This window comes from Rugamonas rivuli (genome assembly GCF_009380165.1).
GTDB classification, from domain to species: Bacteria; Pseudomonadota; Gammaproteobacteria; order Burkholderiales; family Burkholderiaceae_D; genus Rugamonas; species Rugamonas rivuli.
Map to the genome: position 1 here is coordinate 397,461 of NZ_WHUF01000003.1, position 15,772 is coordinate 413,232.

Consider the following 15,772-nt stretch of genomic DNA (forward strand, 5'->3'; position numbering starts at 1 on the left):
CGCCTACTCTCTCAAGGATGACCAAGATGATTTTCCGTACCCTGCCTATCGCCGCAGCCATTGCCGCCACCCTGCTGGCGCTGCCCGCTTCGGCGCAACAGACCGCCGCCCCCGCCAGCGCCGACGCCGCGCGCGACGCGCTGGCCAAGAAGGAAGGCGAAGGCGACCAGAGCGCCCTGCTGAAGCAAACCCTGACCGCCGTCGACAAGCAGTACAGCCTGATCCGCCGCAACCAGCTGGCCGTCACCTACGACGTCAACTACTCCTACGTCGGCGAGGAACGCATCGTCACCGACCTGGCCAACGGCAGCACCACGCTGTTCAACATCGAGAACACCAGCTCGCACAGCATCACCAACACCTTCTCGGCCGACTACGGCCTGCTCGACAACCTGACCGGCAACGTCACCCTGCCCTTCATCTCGCGCTACTCGGACAACAACCTGTCCAACGGCGCCTCCAACTCGCTGGGCGACATGCTGCTGGGCGCGCGCTGGCAGCCGTTCGAAGCGCGCCGCGACACGCCCAACCTGACCGTCACCAGCAACTTCCGCCTGCCGACCGGCCGCAGCCCGTTCAAGATCATCGCCGGCAGCGGCGAAGCCACCGGCAGCGGCGTCGGCGCCTTCACGGCCGGCATCAACGTCAACAAGATCGTCGACCCGGTCGCGCTGTTCGGCTCGCTGAACTACACCGCCAGCCTGCCCGCCAAGCATCTGTACCAGGTCAACGGCACCCGCATCCTGACCCGCGTCCAGCCGGGCGGCACGGTCGGCTTCGGCATGGGCTTCGCCTGGGCGCTGTCCTACGGCATCTCCACCACCATCTCCTTCCAGGAAGCGATCTCGGCCGGCTCGAAGCTGCGCTTCGCCGACGGCCTGGAAGCCAAGACCCATATGCAGACGTCCAGCATCCTCAACATGGGCATCGGCTACCGCATCTCGCCCAAGACCACCGTCAACGTCTCGGTCGGCATCGGCCTGACGCCGGACTCGCCCAACCTGACGCTGGGCATGAACATCCCGCTGAACTTCTGACATGCGTAGCCATCCATGAGCCAGCACAGCCCAGTCCTTGCGCGCCGCCGCGCCATCGCCGCCGCCGTGGCGCGCGCGTGCGCGGTGTTCGCGCTCTGCCCGCTGGCGGCGCACGCGGCGCTGACCGAGAACCTGACCACCAGCGTGGTCGCCATGGCGCTCGGCAACGCGGTCACGGCCGACCCGCCCGGCATCGCCTCGATCCACTTCAACCCCGCCGGCCTGGCGCGGCTGACCGGCGACGGCGAAAGCATCCACAACTTCGTGGCCTCGATCCGCACCGCGGCCAGCTTCACGCCCGGCCCCAACTTCGACATCGGCGGCTGGAAGGATGACCCGATCTCCAACACCCGCACCGGCCCGGTGCGCCAGGTGATGTACGTGCCCGGCTACGGCATGCCCGGCTGGCGCCTGCCCGCCGTGGCCGTGCCCGGCATCGGCATGTACTGGAACACGGCCGGCTCGCCATGGACCTTCGCCACCGACAGCTATATGTCGCAGGCGATGAGCCTGGACCGCACCACCGATCCCAACGACCCCGGCCAATACCAGGGCCGGCAGGAGCAGATCCAGCGCCTGGTCTACCTGTCGCCGTCGGTCGGCTACAAGTACTCGGACACGCTGCGCTTCGGCGTCTCGGTGCCGATCGCCCACGCCGCCTTCGTGGTCGACACCAATATGCGCTTCCCCAACGAGCTGCTGGGCGTGTTCGGCCAGCTGCAAAAGGGCTGGTGCCCCGAGGACGGCGGCAACATCATCGACGTGCTGGGCTTCGGCGTCTGCGGCGGCGGCAAGGACGGCATGGTCAGCCCGTTCAAGAAGGCCGCCAACATGCGGCTGGAACTGACGGCGCCGTTCGACCCCACCATCAACTTCGGCGTGCTGTGGGAGCCCAAGCCGTGGATCGCGCTGGGCGCGGTCTACCAGGGCGGATCCAAGACCCACTACACCGGCACCTATGTGTTCGACACCGAGCCCATGCTGCGCAATTTCGTGCGCGGCATGAACGCCTCGCTGCTGGGCCCGATCGCCGGCGCCGTGCTGGGCTTCCCGACCTCGATCCCGGCCACGCAGAAGGGCAATATGAGCGCCATCATCCCCTTCCCTTCGCACCTGCAGGTGGGGATCAAGCTCAAGCCCATCCGCTACGCCCAGCTCAACGTCGACGCCAGCTACGCCCGCTGGAGCGAGTGGGATGCGCTGCGCTTCCAGTTCGACCAGAGCGTCAAGCTGCTGGAGGTGGCGCGGCTGTACGGCATTCCCGATTCGAGCAAGCTGATCATCCCGCGCGGCTACAAGAGCGTGGTCAACCTGGCCTACGGCCTGCAACTGTTCCCGATGGAGAAACTGGCGCTGCGCTTCGGCTACGAGCCGCGCAAGACGTCGGTGCCGAACAACAAGATCGACCTGCTGGCGCCGCTGCCCAACACCAAGCTGCTGAGCGCCGGCCTGAGCTACAAGGTCAGCAAGAACATGGAGGTCAGCGTCACCGGTTCCTACATGACCGGCAAGTTCGACGTGCCGGCCAACACCGATTGCAATCTGAACTGCAGCAATTTCCTCAACATCATCTACAACCCCTACGCCGGACAAAACGTCAAGGGCGACATCCATGTGCGCTATTTTGGTTTTGAAATCAACAAGCGTTTCTGATTTTTTAAGGAGCACAATATGACGACATCCATCCCTACCCAATGCAAGCGCGGCCTGGTGCTGCTGGCCATGGCCGCAGCCTGCGCCGGCGCCCACGCCGCCTCGATCCCGCCGGCCAAGCAGGCGCTGGTCGACAAGGTGCTGAAGCTGTGGAACCCAGACAACATCGGCCAGCAGATGCTGCAAGCGCCGGTGGCCGACGCGGTCCAGCAGGCGCGCGCCATGCTGCAAGGCCGTGCCGTGCCGGAGAAGCGCGACGCGGCGATGAACGACATCGTCGGCGAAGCCAAGCAGTTCATGGCCGACGCCACGCCGATCACCAAGGGCAGCGCCGACAAGCTGATCCCGACCACCATCGCCCCGCTGCTGGCCGAGCGCTACACCGAGGAAGAGCTGAAGCAACTGATCGCCATCCTCGAATCGCCGGTCAAGAAGAAGTTCGAAGCGATGCTGCCGGAAATGCAGAAGACGCTGGGCGAAGGCGTAGCCGCCGACACCCGCGCCGTCATCGATCCCAAACTGCAAGGCCTGAAGGAAAAAATCGGCCTGCGTCTGCGCGCTGCGGTCACGCCATGACTTACTCCTCCGCCCTGCATCTGGTGCGCGGCGTCAAATCGCGCCTGACCCATTCCGGCGTGGAAGCGGAAGCGCTGTTCGCGCAAGCCGGACTGGACGAAGGGGACGGCCTCGCCTGCGACGCCCTCACGCTGTCCGACAAACTCAGCCACCTGTGGGAACTGGTGGTGGAAAAATCCGGCGATCCGCTGATCGGCCTGAAGATCTCCTCGCCGCACCGGCTCGGCTGGCTGGGCGTGATGGGCCACATCATGCTGGTGTCGCCGACGGTGCAGAGTTCGATCGAGCGCTGCCATGGACACACCCGCGTCGGCCTGCTGCTGCCCGGTGCGCGCCGCGACGTGCCGCAACAGCGCTACGACTTCGTCTGGTGCGTGCTGCTGCGTTCGCTGCGCTGCGCCGCCGGCCGCGACGACATCGCGCCGGTGGTGGTCGAATACACCTTCCCGGAACCGGCCAACGCCCACGTGTACGCGGAAACCTTCGGCTGCCCGGTCAAGTTTTCCATGCCGCACAACGTGATGGAATTTTCCGACACCGACCTGGTCATGGCGCTGCCGGCCAACCCGCCGCTGGTGCCCGGCAGCGGCGAACGCGTGCTGGCCTCGCTGGCACGCGCCGAGCCGCCGACCTTCAGCGCCAAGGTGCAGGCGCTGCTGGCCAGCCTGCTGCCCAAGGGCCCGCCGCACCGCGACGACGTCGCCGCCCAGCTGATGATGAGCGAGCGCACCTTGCAGCGCCGGCTGGCCGAGGAAGGCACCAGCTTCACCAACCTGGTCGACGACACCCGGCGCGAACTGGCGCGGCAATCGCTCAGTTGCGGCGAACTGTCGCTGAAGATGCTCAGCTTCCAGCTGGGCTTCTCGGAACCGAGCGCCTTCTACCGGGCCTGCAAGCGCTGGTTCGGCATGGCGCCGTCGGACATCGTACACATGGCGCATCAGCCGGGTCCCGAGCCCGAATCGATGCACGCCGGCACGCCGCGCAAGACGGCATAACAACAACAAAAAGGAGACGGGGCGATGGGATGGCTAACGAATAATCAAAGCAAGTCGATGCTGGGTCAGCTGCTGGTCAAACAGAAGCTGATTACCGAAGAACAGCTGGCCGCGGCCATCGAACTGCAACGCACGACGGGCCAGCGGCTCGGTGATATTTTCGCCGAGCTGAACCTGATTACGCAGCAGCACATCGAAGAAGCGCTGCGCAAACAGCGCCGTCTGCGGATGGCGGCGGCCATCGCCACCTCGCTGCTGGCGCCGATGGAAACCTATGCCGCGCAAGCCTTGCCGTCATTGGCGGTGGGCACGCCGGTGGTGCTGAGCAAGGACCAGCGCGGCCTGCAGATCAAGGAACGCGCCGGCCTGCAGGCGCTGAGCGAAGAGGAACTGGGCGAGACGTCGGCGCAAGGTCTCAGCGACGAGCTGATCCACGCCGTCAAGTCGGCCAAGGGCAACGGCCTGGAAGTGGTGGGCGACATGGCCAAGCTGCTCAACCCGGTGCTGGGTTTCCTCGAAGCCGACACCAGCATGAAGAATGTGGTCTACGACCCCAGCAAGGCCACCGCGACCATCAACAAGGATGGCTCGCTGACCTTGAGCCTGCCGTCATCGATCGGCGAGCTCAACTTCAACAACATCCGCGTGCGCGGCACCGAGGGATCGAGTTTCGGCAGCATCTCGATCAAGGGCATCGACCTGACGGGCACCTCGATCACGCTGGCCTTCCATCACTGAACCAGGGCGCTGGCCTTCAGCTGGGCCAGCATCGCATCGGCCAGTTCGCGCGCCACCGATTCGCCGGTGGCGAAGCGGCTGGCCTGGATGTGGACGATGCGCGACCAGCCCGGTTTTTCATTGCCGCGCGCGCCATAGGACAGCGTCACGACGACATCGGCCGAGCCGTCGGTATCGGCCATGATGCGGTTGATTTCCACCGTCAACACGTTACGGTAGTCGCGCTCGCTGGCGGACAGATAGGGCGCCAGCTGGGACTTCGTCATCGGCCGCAAATGCTGGACGATGCCGTTGCCGATTTCCTTGCAGCGCACGCTGGACGCCTGCTGTTCCTGCTCGGTGGCGACCGGCTTGGACTGGACGGCGCTGCGTTCGTGCTTGGTCCAGCCGGTGCTGGTCTTGCCGCTGAAAACAATCTGCAGCGACTTCTGCTCGATGGCAGGCTGCGCGCCCGTGCCTTGCACCGCGACGACCTGCGGCCCGCCGCATCCCGCCAGCGCCAGAACCAGCGACAACACACCTAATCGAAAACGCATCATGCGCATGGCCTCTAAAGAAATTAAAGATGCCATCATGACAGGAAAAATTAGAGGGCGGTGTCGGCAATTCTTACAAGCCGGCCTGGGCAAATCCGGAGCGGTTTGCCAAGCGCTTGATCTATAGCGAATAAATACTTGGGCATGGAATTCGCTCGGCAGCAGGGGCAGCACTGTTAACCACTTCTCCCTCTACCAAGGAAACTGCCATGAAAACTCTACGATTGATGCGGCCATGCTGGCTGCTTGCCGTCGCCGCAGGATTCGCCCTCGCCGGCCCTGCATCGGCCACGCCGACCGACGATCCGTTCTCCCAATACAGCCTCACCCATGGATTCGACTTCAGGCCGGCCGGCGGCATCCTGTCCGGCGTCTGGAACTACCGGGTCGCCACCCGCGCCTCGGCGCCCACCGTGCAATGCGTGCTGGCCGCTTCGGTCCCGATGCCGGTCACCGCCACCCAGAACTGCAACTCGGTAGCGCTCAGTGGCGCCAATGCCGACGCCAACGCGTCCGTCACGACCGCCACTTTTGTTCCCGGCCATGCGTCCGGGGTGGTCCACGTGGATGGCTTTGCCGACGTGCCGGGGCGGGGATCGGCTTCATCGGCGGCGCTATCGCAGGTTCGCGTCCACGGCGGCGACCTGATGCGCAACGGCCGCATCAAATGGGGCCCCGCGTTCAGCATGAGCGCCACCAAGCGTGCCAGCGTCCGCGCGCGCGACCCCATCTCCTTCGACGTACTCGATCCCATCACCGGCCTGCACTCGACCGGCGTGCTGGAGGACATCGATGCCGAACTCAACGGTGCGGGTTCGGCCTCCTGGTCCGGCAACGTGCTGTCGGTGGATGCCGACCAGTTCGTCTTCACCATCGACATGGACAGCTCCTTCATTCCGGCCAGCGAGCGCGGCACGGTCGACTTCATCATCGACCATGGCATCGTCACCACCTCGATGAGCACCGGCATCTTCGCTGGCCTGCTGCCGTCGGTAGGCAGCAGCGGCACGTTTTCCACCGCGTTCAGCAACGATCTGACCCTGGACTACGACTTGGGCGGCATGGGCGGTCCGAACGCGCTGGTCGACTTCGACTTCGGCAACGCCAGCGATGCCGTCGCCATGCCGGCGCCCGACACGCTGCTGCTGGCGGGCACGGGCCTGATGCTGCTGGGACTGTTCGTCCGGCGCAGTCAGGCATCGCAAGGGCAATGAAAGAAAAATCCCGAAAGCCGTCGCCGGCTTTCGGGATATCCGCTTGCTGACGCTATATCAGCGCCGCCCGCAGCACAAACATCATTGCTTCCTTCTCAGTTGAAAACTGTATAAATCGTTCCCAATGACCATGTTTCTGATTGTAGACATCGAAGCCATTCTCCACCGGCACGCAATACCAGCCATCAACCGCATCAGGCGCCCAGTGCAGCCGATCCGAGCCCGAGAAAAACTCACGCACTCTGCCCGCCAGATCAGGTACTCGTGCCCACACCGCGTCGAACGCGCTTTCCAATTGCGGCAGCAATAGCGCCAGATCCACCTCATAGCCATCAGCGAGCACATCGCAAAGAGCGTAAGCAGCGAAATCAGGATCTTCAAGAAACATTGCAGCCATCGCTACGTCATGCGATATGTCTGTTATATCCTTCATTTTTTTGTTGATGCCTCACACAACGTCAATAAAAAAAGCAGCCCGAAGGCTGCTTTGTGGCCGCGTCAAACACGCGGCGGGACCTGCGCTTGTCTTACTTGGCGTTGCGCGGTTTGGCGAACGCGTCGCCGGCTTTCCACTCCGGCAGCTTGGCGCCGTTGGCGACCAGGCGGCCCAGGTTCAGCGTGTATTGCGCCGTCTGCACCATGCCCGACAGATCCCAGCTCGCATCGTACTCATCGCTCACCTGATGGTAGCGCTTGCCGTACGCCTCAGCCTTCGCTTTCGCGCCAGCCGGATCCTTGATGTACTCGCGGCCCGATTCGATCGAGAACGCCGGCACGCCATTCTTGGCGAAGTTGAAGTGGTCGCTGCGGAAGTAGCCGCCGGCCAGATCAGGCTCGGCTTCCGCGATGTGCATGCCCATGGCCTTGGCCGCCGTCTCGGCCAACTTGCCCAGCTCGGTGCGCTCGCTGCCCTGGGTGCCGATGTCGCGCGTGGCGCCGACGAAGTTCAGGCTGTCCAGGTTCAGGTTGGCGGCGGTCTTGGCCAGCGGCCACAGCGGCGATGCGGCGTACGCAGCGCTGCCCAGCAGACCCTGCTCTTCAGCCGCCACCCACAGGAACATCTGGCTGCGCTTGGCCGGCGTGCGCACCGCTTCCTGCGCCATCGCCAGCAAGGCTGCCGAACCGGAGGCATTGTCGACCGCGCCGTTGAAGATCGTATCGCCACTATCGCCCTGCTTGCCCAGATGGTCCCAGTGCGCGCTGTAGATCACCACTTCATCCTTCAGCTTGGGATCCGTGCCCGACACCACGGCCGACACGTTGAATTGCTCGACCTTGCGCACGGCCGCCTTCATTTCGCCATTCAGCTTGGCCGCCAGCGGCACCGGCTTGAAGTCCTTGGTCTCGGCAGCCGCACGCAGCGCATCGATATCCTGCCCGGCCGCCTTGAACAGCGCGCGCGCCGTGTCATCGGTCATCCAGCCTTGCAGCTGCGTACCCAGCGTGCCCGCCGCCAGCTGGAAGCGCTCCACGCCCGACCAGCTGTTCTGGATCACGCTCCAGCCGTACGAAGCGGTCGGCGTGGTGTGAATCAGCAGCACGCCAGCCGCGCCCTGGCGGCGGGCTTCTTCAAACTTGTAGGTCCAGCGGCCGTAGTAGGTCAAGCCCTTGCCGTTGAAGCGGTTAGGCTGCTCGGCGGTCGGCTGCGGATCGTTGACCATCATGACCAGGATCTTGCCCTTGAGATCAACGCCCTTGTAATCGTTCCACTGCTCGTCCGGCGCGGTGATGCCGTAGCCGACGAACACCAGGTCCGCATTGAAGCTGTGCGACGCGGTCGCATCGCCCGGCGCGAACACCCAGTCCTTGCCAAAGCTGATCGGCAGCGCCTGGCCGCCCACTTCCAGTTTCAGCGTGCTCTCGGCCGGCTGCGTCTTCACGCCGGCGATCTGCACCGACTGGCGATAGCTGTCGCCATTGCCAGGCTTGAGGCCCAGGGCCAGCGCCTGCGTTTCCAGATAGGCAACGGTCAGATCGGCGCCGCGCTGGCCGGTGCCGCGGCCTTCCAGCACATCGCTGGCGAGGAAGGCCAAGTGGGCGCGTAACGGAGCTTCCTTCACAACGGCGGCGTTTTTGGCGCTCTCGGCATGGGCTGGGAATGCCAGCGCCAGGCTGATGGCCAGGGCGGAGGCAACAAAGGAGGGGGTCATTTTATGCATGATTTCCTGGAGACGTAAAAGATGGTCGCGGTCCATTGAATTTGCCGCGCGTACATTGTATGCCATCGTCACGCTAAAATGGCGGGATGACTCAGCGCACTCCCTACATCGGCCGTTTCGCCCCCTCGCCCACCGGCCCCCTGCACATCGGCTCGCTGGTAGCCGCCATGGCCAGCTACCTGGACGCCAAAGTCCACCACGGCCAGTGGCTGGTCCGCATCGAAGACGTCGACGGCGACCGCAACGTGGCCGGCGCCGACCAGCACATCCTGGCCTCGCTGCAACGCTGCGGCATGCACTGGGATGGCGACGTCACCTGGCAAAGCCAGCGCACCGGCCTGTATGAACAAGCCCTGCGGCAGCTGGGCGAGCTGATCTACCCCTGCGGCTGCTCGCGCAAGGAAATCGCCGATTCCCAACTGAGCCTGACCGGTCGCCAGGCCCAGGCGCTGATCTACCCCGGCACCTGCCGCCATGGCCTGGCGCCCGGCAAGAGCGCCCGCGCGCTGCGCCTGAAAGTGCCGCAATCGCCGCATTGTGTGCTGCACTTCGACGACCGTTGGGCCGGCCCCGTCAGCCAGGACTTGACCGACGACGTCGGCGACTTCGTCGTCAAGCGCGCCGACGGCTTCTGGGCCTACCAGCTGGCCGTGGTGGTGGACGACGGCGACCAGGGCATCACCGACATCGTGCGCGGCGCCGACCTGCTCGACTCCACGCCGCGCCAACTGTATCTGCAACAGGTATTGAAGCTGCCACGCCCGGCCTACCTGCACGTGCCGGTGGTGGTCAACGAGCTGGGCGAGAAACTGTCCAAGCAGACCGGCGCGCAAGCCTTCGACCATGGCGCCGAACCGCAGCAACTGCTACAGGACGCCTTGCAGCCAGCCGCCCGCTTCCTCGGCATGGACGTGCGCGCCGACAGCATCGCAGCGTTCTGGCAAGCCGCCGTGCCCGCGTGGGTACAAGTTCTGCGGAATCTACCGAATCCCGGCTAACTTCGACATCGATCAACACCGGCCATCGCGTGCGCTGCGCGCCCCGGCTTTTCCTCTACACTGAACCCATGGAAGTCGAACTCAAACTCCTGCTCTCGCCCGCCGACAACGACAAGCTGCTCCAGCATCCGCTGATCGCCGCCCATGCGCGCGCGCCGGTGCGCACGCAGCAACTGTCGGCCCGCTACTTCGATACGCCGGACCTGCACCTGCTGCGCCACGGCGCCGGCCTGCGCGTGCGCAAGATCGACGGCACATGGATGCAGACCATGAAGGCCGGCGGCAGCGTGCAAAGCGGCCTGCATCGCCGCAACGAATGGGAAGGCCCGGTCGACCGTCCGTGGCCGCGCCTCGGCAAGCTGCGCAAGCTGATCGGCGACCAGCAGCAATGGCTGGACGTGCTCGCCGCCGACGACCTGAAAGCGCGGCTGGAGCCGCTGTTCGTGGTGGCGGTGGAGCGCCACACCTGGGATCTGGATGTCGACGGCAACCACATCGAACTGGTGCTCGACCACGGCCACATCGAACGCCACGGCCGCCACGTCCCCATCAACGAAGTCGAGCTGGAACTGAAGGACGGCGACCCGGCCAGCCTGTTCGCCTTCGCGCTGCGGCTGCAAGAGCAGGTTCCCCTGCGACTCAGCAACACCAACAAGGCCGAGCGCGGCTACATGCTGTGCCGCCAGACCGGCACCGTGCCCTGCCGCGCACAAGGCCTGCAACTGGCGCCGGACGCCACGGCGGCCGATGCCCGGCTGGCCATCCTCAACAACTGCCTGCAACACATTCAACGCAACGAAACCGCCGTCATCGAAGGCGACGACGCGGAAACGCTGCACCAGATGCGCGTGGGCGTGCGCCGCCTGCGCTCGGCGCTGAAGCTGTTCGAAGCGGCCGCACCCTGCCCGCCCGCGCTGCTGGAAGACATCGTCTGGCTGGGAACGGAACTGGGTGCCGCGCGCGACTGGGACGTGCTGTTGGCATCGACGCTGGCCCACATCCAGGCCACGCCGGGCGGCCGCAGCGGCGTGCTGGATTTGCAGGCGCTGGCGCTCAAGGCGGCCCACGCAAAACGGAGCGAGGCGGCGCAAGCCCTGCTCTCGCAGCGCTACACGCGCCTGCTGCTGACGATGGGTTGCTGGATGCAGCAGCCGGCGCCGGAAGGCCTGGAAGAACCCGCGCAGGACTTCGCCAACCGCATCATGAAGCGCCTGCACAAGAAGCTGCTGAAACGCGCACAGCGCATGGATGAGAGCGAACCGGCCAGCATCCACCGCACGCGCATCGCCGCCAAGCGCGCCCGCTACGCATTGGAATTCTTCCACTCGCTGTACGGCGGCAAGGCATTGCGCACCTATCTGAAAACCCTGTCCTCCACGCAGGAGCAACTGGGCAGCCACAACGACCTGGTAGTCGCCGACCGGCTATTGCGGGAGTTGAACCAGCAGCATGACGCCGCCGCCGCAACCATCCAGTTCGCGCGCGGCTATCTGCAAGCGCTGCAAACCTCGCGCACGCCCGACCTGGGCGCGATCCGCGCGGCGCTGCACGCGCTGCGGCTGCCGTAATCGACTGGGGTTAGCGCGCCTGCTGCGGACGGTATTTGGATTCCACCGTCCAGGTAAGCGTGGCCGGGCAATTGGCATGCATTACCGCTGCCAACGCCTCATCTGCGTCCACATCCGCCTGCTCATACTGCTTGGTGCCGGCTATCTTGAAGTGCAACAACGGCGAGGCGGAGCTGGCCGTCTTGGACAGCATCGGATAAAAGCCGCGCTCTGCCAGTATCTTGCGGCAAGGCTCGATGTCCTTCATCTGGTCCGACTCCAGCTCGATCTTGAGCAGCCAGTTGACGGCATATCCTTGCACCGCCTGCTCCACCACAGGATGCATCAGGTCCGACGGCACGGTGGCGGCAACCGCCATCAACGGGGCACTCAACAACAAGGCGGAAGCAATCTGACGCAACATCGTAAATCCTAATAATTTGCTAAAACGTTATGATATCAGGATAGGGTAAAGCGTGGCGACCAGCAGCAGCGCCATGGCCACGTTGAAGATCCGCACCGAGCGCGCATCCTGCAGCACGCGCCGCATCGCCACGCCGAACAGCGCCCACGAGCCGACGCAGAATATCCCGATCACGCCAAACACGCCGGCCAGCGCCGCCACGTCCAGCACCTTGAAGCCAGGCGGCAGATACGTGGTCAGCGCGCCGATCGCCATCACCCAGGCCTTGGGATTGATCCACTGGAAGCCCGCCGCGCCGATAAAGCCCATCGGCTTGGAAGCGCTGGCCTGCTCGGCACTCATCGGCGCCGCGTGCGCCAGCTTCCACGCCAGCCACAGCAGGTACAAGGCGCCCGCATACTTGAGGATAATCTGCAGCATAGGCACTTGCTCGAACACCGCGTGCAAACCCAGGCCGGTGGCGAAGATCATGAACGTGAAGCCGCAGCAGATGCCGAACAGATGCGGCAGCGACCGTGCGAAGCCGTAGTTCAGGCCCGAGGCCAGCATCATCGTGTTGTTGGGGCCGGGCGTGATGGTGGTGACGGCGGCAAAGGTACAAAGCGGGAACAGCAGATCGGGCGACATGGGATTATCCGGTGGCAGGAATGAACCCTCATTGTATGGAAAGTGTACTTTACTGTACCGGCACACTTATCCAAACAGTGAGCATCAGTGTACTGGTCATATCGCCGATACGAATCAGCCCCGCTTGCGCTGCCGGCCCAGCAGCTTGTAGAAGCTCTCCAGCTCGCGTCCGATCAGGTCCTGGCCGTTCTCGATGACGAAGTCCTGGAACGCCGCCGCCACCTTGGGTATCGGCTGCCCGGTCAAGTGCATGATGTGCCAGTCCGCTTCGACCGGGTTCTCCTGCATCGGCAGGATGGCCAGCAGGCCGGATTCGAATTCCAGTCCGCAGGCGTGCACCGACAAGAAACCCAGTCCCAGCCCCGCCGACACCATGCGCTTGATAGCCTCGTTGCTCGACACCTCGGACCCGAATTCCAGCGGATGCCCGGCCTCGCGCAGCAAGCGCTCCACCGCCGTGCGCGTACCCGAGCCGCGTTCGCGCACCATCAGGTTGGCCGCCGTCACATCGTTGAGCGTGATCTTTTTCTTCTTCATCAGCGGATGCGCGGGACTGGCGACAAACGCCATCGGATGCCGCGCAAACTTGGCGGCGTTGGTGCGCAGCTCGCGCGGCGGCGTGCCCATGATGGCCAGCTCGATCTCGTGCCGCGCCAGCATCTGCACGATCTCCGCCCGGTTGCCCACCTGGAGCTTCAGCCGCACGTCCGGGCGCTCCAGCGTGAACGGCACCAGCAACGGCGGCAGCAAGTGCTCCGCCGTCGTCACCGCGCCGATGCGCAAGGTACCGCTGGTGACGCCCTGCAGCGCCGCCAGCTCGTCGCCGGCCTGCTCCCACAGGCGCAGGATGCGCTCGGAGAATTCCACCATCACCTCGCCGGCCGCCGTCAGCTGGATGTTGCGGCCGACCTTGCGCGTCAACGGAATGCCGGCGATTTCCTCCAGTGTGCGGATTTGCAACGACACCGCAGGCTGCGTCACATGCAGCGCGTCCGCCGCGCGCGACACGCTCTCATGGCGCGCTACCAATACCAGCGACTGTAGCTGGCGAAAGCTGGCGTGATACATAAGTCATTCCTTATCGATTATAGAAAATGTTTAATTTTTCTTTTGTTCATTGTACCCGTATATTCATAATCATCTGACATCGTTTTAAGCGAGACCGACATGAGCATCGACGTGATCTTCCTGGGCCTGGACGGCGTACTGTTCGACACCGAAGCGCTGCACCTTGCAGCTTGCAATGCAGCGTTCTGCAACGCCGGCCTGTCGGTACGCTGGACACTGCCGGCGCTGCGCGCCGCAGCCGCCACTCATGGATATGCACGCGCCATCGGTTCCGCCATCGCCTGCGAGCTGCTCTCCCGCGACAAGGCCCGCGTGGCCGAACTGTTCGCCGACAAGCACCGCCAGTTCCATCAGGCGATCAGCGCCAAGCCGCCGAAAGCGCTGCCCGCCGCGCTGGCCCTGATCGACGACGCGCTCAATGCCGGCTGCAAGATCTGCGTGCTGACCGACCTGCCGGCTCCGGCCACGTCGGCGCTGCTGACGGGCTGCTTCGGCGCCGATGTCAACAGCCTGTTCACGGTCGTCACCGGCGGTGCCAATTTCGACGGCCCTGCCGGCACCGGCCCCTACGCCCGCGCACTGAACGCCATGGGCGTCGCGCCGCAGGACGCCATCGCCATCGACACCGCCGTACCCGGCCTGCGCGCCGCCGGCGATGCCGGCTTGTGGACCGTGTCCGTCGCCCCATACGGCAACGACGTGGTGCGTCCACGCCAGTTCATCACCTTCGACGCACTGCGCGAACTGCATTCCAGTCCCTACACGCCGGACCAGCGCGCGAAGCACGAGCTGGCGGCGTAGGACGACGCGGCCGCAGAGCCGCAGCACAGATTTTCTTACTTATCTGGAGGCGTAATATGGAAACCATCGTCATCTTAGGAGGCGGTGCGGGTGGACTCGAACTCGCAACCCGTCTTGGCGACACACTCGGCGCCGGCAAGCGCGCCCGCGTGCTGCTGGTGGACCGCAACCCAGGCCACTTCTGGAAGCCCCTGCTGCACACCGTCGCATCCGGCAAATGCGATCCCCGCGTGGAGGAGCTGTCCTTCCCCGCGCAGGCCATGGAGCACGACTTCGAATTCATCCAGGGCGAAGTACTGTGCATGGACCGCGCACACCAGACCATCACGCTGGCGCCGCGCAAGCATAGCGGCAGCGACGGCGTCTGCCGCACCATCGCCTACGACAAGCTGGTGCTGGCACTGGGCGCCGTCACCAACTTCTACAACGTGCCCGGCGCCGCCGACCATGCGCTCACGCTCGACAGCGTGGACGACGCCGAAACCTTCCGCCGCCGCTTCATCGACGCCTGCATCAAGGCCGGCGAACAGAAAACCCAAGTGGACGTGGTCATCGTCGGCGGCGGCGCCACCGGCGTCGAGCTGGCGGCGGAGCTAAGCAACAGCGCCCGCGCACTGGCCGCCTACCGCGTGCACACGCTGAACCCGGAAACCGACATCCGCATCAGCGTCATCGAACGCGGCCAGCACCTGCTGCCGCAACTGCATCCGCAGCAGGCCAACCGCGCCGCGCGCCAACTGCGCTCGCTCGGCATCGACGTACTGACCGGTACCGCAGTCGCCCAGGTGACAGCGGACGCCGTGATCGATGCCGCCGGCATCGCCCACCGCGCCGACCTGACCTTGTGGGCCGCCGGCGTCGAAGCGCCGCAGCTGTGCGCGACGTTTGGACTCGCAGTCAACAATCTGCGCCAGATTGTTGTGGATTCCAGCCTGTGCTCGACCAACGACAGCCAGATCTACGCGCTCGGCGATTGCGCCAGCTATGTGTGCCCGATCAAGGGCGCCGCGCCGCCACGCGCACAGGTCGCGCATCAGCAGGCGATGTTCCTGGCCGACCTGCTGTCGCGCCGCAGCGGCACGCCGCGCCCGGACTTCCGCTACCACGACTACGGCTCGCTGGTATCACTGGGGCCGCAGACCGCGGTGGGCGTACTGACGGGCGCCGTTACAGGCAAGAGCATCCGCGTGGGCGGCGCGACGGCGAGCCTGCTGTACCAGCTTCTATACCAGAAGCACCTGCTCAATCTGCACGGCACGGCGCGTGTGATTACGCAGGCGCTGGTGGACTGGCTGCGAGCGAAAATTGTGCCGCCGGTGAAGCTGTACTAAGGAGATATCGCCGTATAATGTGGCGATGACAACCTTAACCTCGTTGAGCAAAAACAGCCCGGCAG

At 64.9% G+C, this 15,772-nt stretch carries 16 protein-coding genes; 10 read left to right on the top strand and 6 right to left on the bottom strand.

The window, feature by feature from the left end; translation table 11 throughout:
- Window positions 1-26: 26 nt before the first annotated feature.
- From GEV01_RS12245 to GEV01_RS12265, 5 genes are read left to right on the top strand one after another with little or no spacing between them, the layout of a single operon-like run.
- A complete protein-coding gene (locus GEV01_RS12245; RefSeq protein WP_152804635.1) occupies window positions 27-1,037 on the top strand; it encodes a transporter in 1,011 nt (336 codons plus the stop codon).
- 15 nt (window positions 1,038-1,052) lie between these two features.
- Window positions 1,053-2,690, top strand: coding sequence for an OmpP1/FadL family transporter (locus GEV01_RS12250; protein WP_152804637.1), 1,638 nt, complete (start codon window positions 1,053-1,055; stop codon window positions 2,688-2,690).
- A gap of 18 nt (window positions 2,691-2,708) precedes the next feature.
- The gene (locus tag GEV01_RS12255) at window positions 2,709-3,266 is read left to right on the top strand and encodes a DUF2059 domain-containing protein (protein ID WP_152804639.1); all 558 of its coding nucleotides are present in this window, start codon (window positions 2,709-2,711) and stop codon (window positions 3,264-3,266) included.
- Window positions 3,263-4,264, top strand: a complete 1,002-nt coding sequence (locus tag GEV01_RS12260; protein WP_070267522.1) for an AraC family transcriptional regulator — start codon at window positions 3,263-3,265, stop codon at window positions 4,262-4,264. The genes GEV01_RS12255 and GEV01_RS12260 overlap by 4 nt, the downstream gene beginning before the upstream one ends.
- A 24-nt stretch (window positions 4,265-4,288) precedes the next feature.
- Window positions 4,289-5,002 carry a hypothetical protein gene (locus GEV01_RS12265; RefSeq protein ID WP_008445891.1) on the top strand — a complete coding sequence of 238 codons (714 nt, stop codon included), beginning with the start codon at window positions 4,289-4,291 and terminating at the stop codon, window positions 5,000-5,002.
- Here GEV01_RS12265 and GEV01_RS12270 read toward each other — a convergent pair.
- Complete coding sequence (locus GEV01_RS12270; RefSeq protein ID WP_152804641.1) at window positions 4,996-5,541, bottom strand: hypothetical protein; 546 nt, start codon at window positions 5,539-5,541, stop codon at window positions 4,996-4,998. The genes GEV01_RS12265 and GEV01_RS12270 overlap by 7 nt on opposite strands.
- A gap of 206 nt (window positions 5,542-5,747) precedes the next feature.
- Here GEV01_RS12270 and GEV01_RS12275 point away from each other — a divergent pair, with 206 nt between their 5' ends.
- Entirely contained in the window at window positions 5,748-6,752 is a 1,005-nt protein-coding gene (locus GEV01_RS12275; protein WP_152804643.1) for a hypothetical protein, read from the top strand.
- A 52-nt stretch (window positions 6,753-6,804) separates the two neighbouring features.
- Here GEV01_RS12275 and GEV01_RS12280 read toward each other — a convergent pair whose 3' ends face one another.
- Entirely contained in the window at window positions 6,805-7,185 is a 381-nt protein-coding gene (locus GEV01_RS12280) for a hypothetical protein (RefSeq protein WP_217428394.1), read from the bottom strand.
- Between the two features lie 94 nt (window positions 7,186-7,279).
- The gene (locus GEV01_RS12285; protein ID WP_152804647.1) at window positions 7,280-8,911 is read right to left on the bottom strand and encodes a M28 family peptidase; all 1,632 of its coding nucleotides are present in this window, start codon (window positions 8,909-8,911) and stop codon (window positions 7,280-7,282) included.
- A gap of 86 nt (window positions 8,912-8,997) precedes the next feature.
- On the opposite strand from GEV01_RS12285, the gene gluQRS reads away from it, so the two are divergent.
- Together gluQRS and GEV01_RS12295 are read left to right on the top strand one after the other, a co-directional pair.
- Window positions 8,998-9,909 carry a tRNA glutamyl-Q(34) synthetase GluQRS gene (gene gluQRS / locus GEV01_RS12290; protein WP_152804649.1) on the top strand — a complete coding sequence of 304 codons (912 nt, stop codon included), beginning with the start codon at window positions 8,998-9,000 and terminating at the stop codon, window positions 9,907-9,909.
- A 68-nt stretch (window positions 9,910-9,977) separates the two neighbouring features.
- Window positions 9,978-11,477, top strand: a complete 1,500-nt coding sequence (locus GEV01_RS12295) for a CYTH and CHAD domain-containing protein (protein ID WP_152804651.1) — start codon at window positions 9,978-9,980, stop codon at window positions 11,475-11,477.
- 10 nt (window positions 11,478-11,487) lie between these two features.
- On the opposite strand, the gene GEV01_RS12300 is transcribed toward GEV01_RS12295, so the two are convergent.
- From GEV01_RS12300 to GEV01_RS12310, 3 genes are all read right to left on the bottom strand, one after another.
- Window positions 11,488-11,880, bottom strand: coding sequence for a hypothetical protein (locus GEV01_RS12300; RefSeq protein ID WP_152804653.1), 393 nt, complete (start codon window positions 11,878-11,880; stop codon window positions 11,488-11,490).
- A 27-nt stretch (window positions 11,881-11,907) separates the two neighbouring features.
- Window positions 11,908-12,507, bottom strand: a complete 600-nt coding sequence (locus tag GEV01_RS12305) for a LysE family translocator (RefSeq protein WP_152804655.1) — start codon at window positions 12,505-12,507, stop codon at window positions 11,908-11,910.
- A 114-nt stretch (window positions 12,508-12,621) separates the two neighbouring features.
- Window positions 12,622-13,575 carry a LysR family transcriptional regulator gene (locus GEV01_RS12310; protein ID WP_008445874.1) on the bottom strand — a complete coding sequence of 318 codons (954 nt, stop codon included), beginning with the start codon at window positions 13,573-13,575 and terminating at the stop codon, window positions 12,622-12,624.
- A 99-nt stretch (window positions 13,576-13,674) separates the two neighbouring features.
- Here GEV01_RS12310 and GEV01_RS12315 point away from each other — a divergent pair, with 99 nt between their 5' ends.
- Window positions 13,675-14,376, top strand: a complete 702-nt coding sequence (locus tag GEV01_RS12315; RefSeq protein ID WP_152804657.1) for an HAD family hydrolase — start codon at window positions 13,675-13,677, stop codon at window positions 14,374-14,376.
- Between the two features lie 56 nt (window positions 14,377-14,432).
- Window positions 14,433-15,707: an NAD(P)/FAD-dependent oxidoreductase gene (locus GEV01_RS12320; protein ID WP_152804658.1), complete on the top strand. Its 1,275-nt coding sequence runs from the start codon at window positions 14,433-14,435 to the stop codon at window positions 15,705-15,707.
- Window positions 15,708-15,772 lie beyond the last annotated feature (65 nt).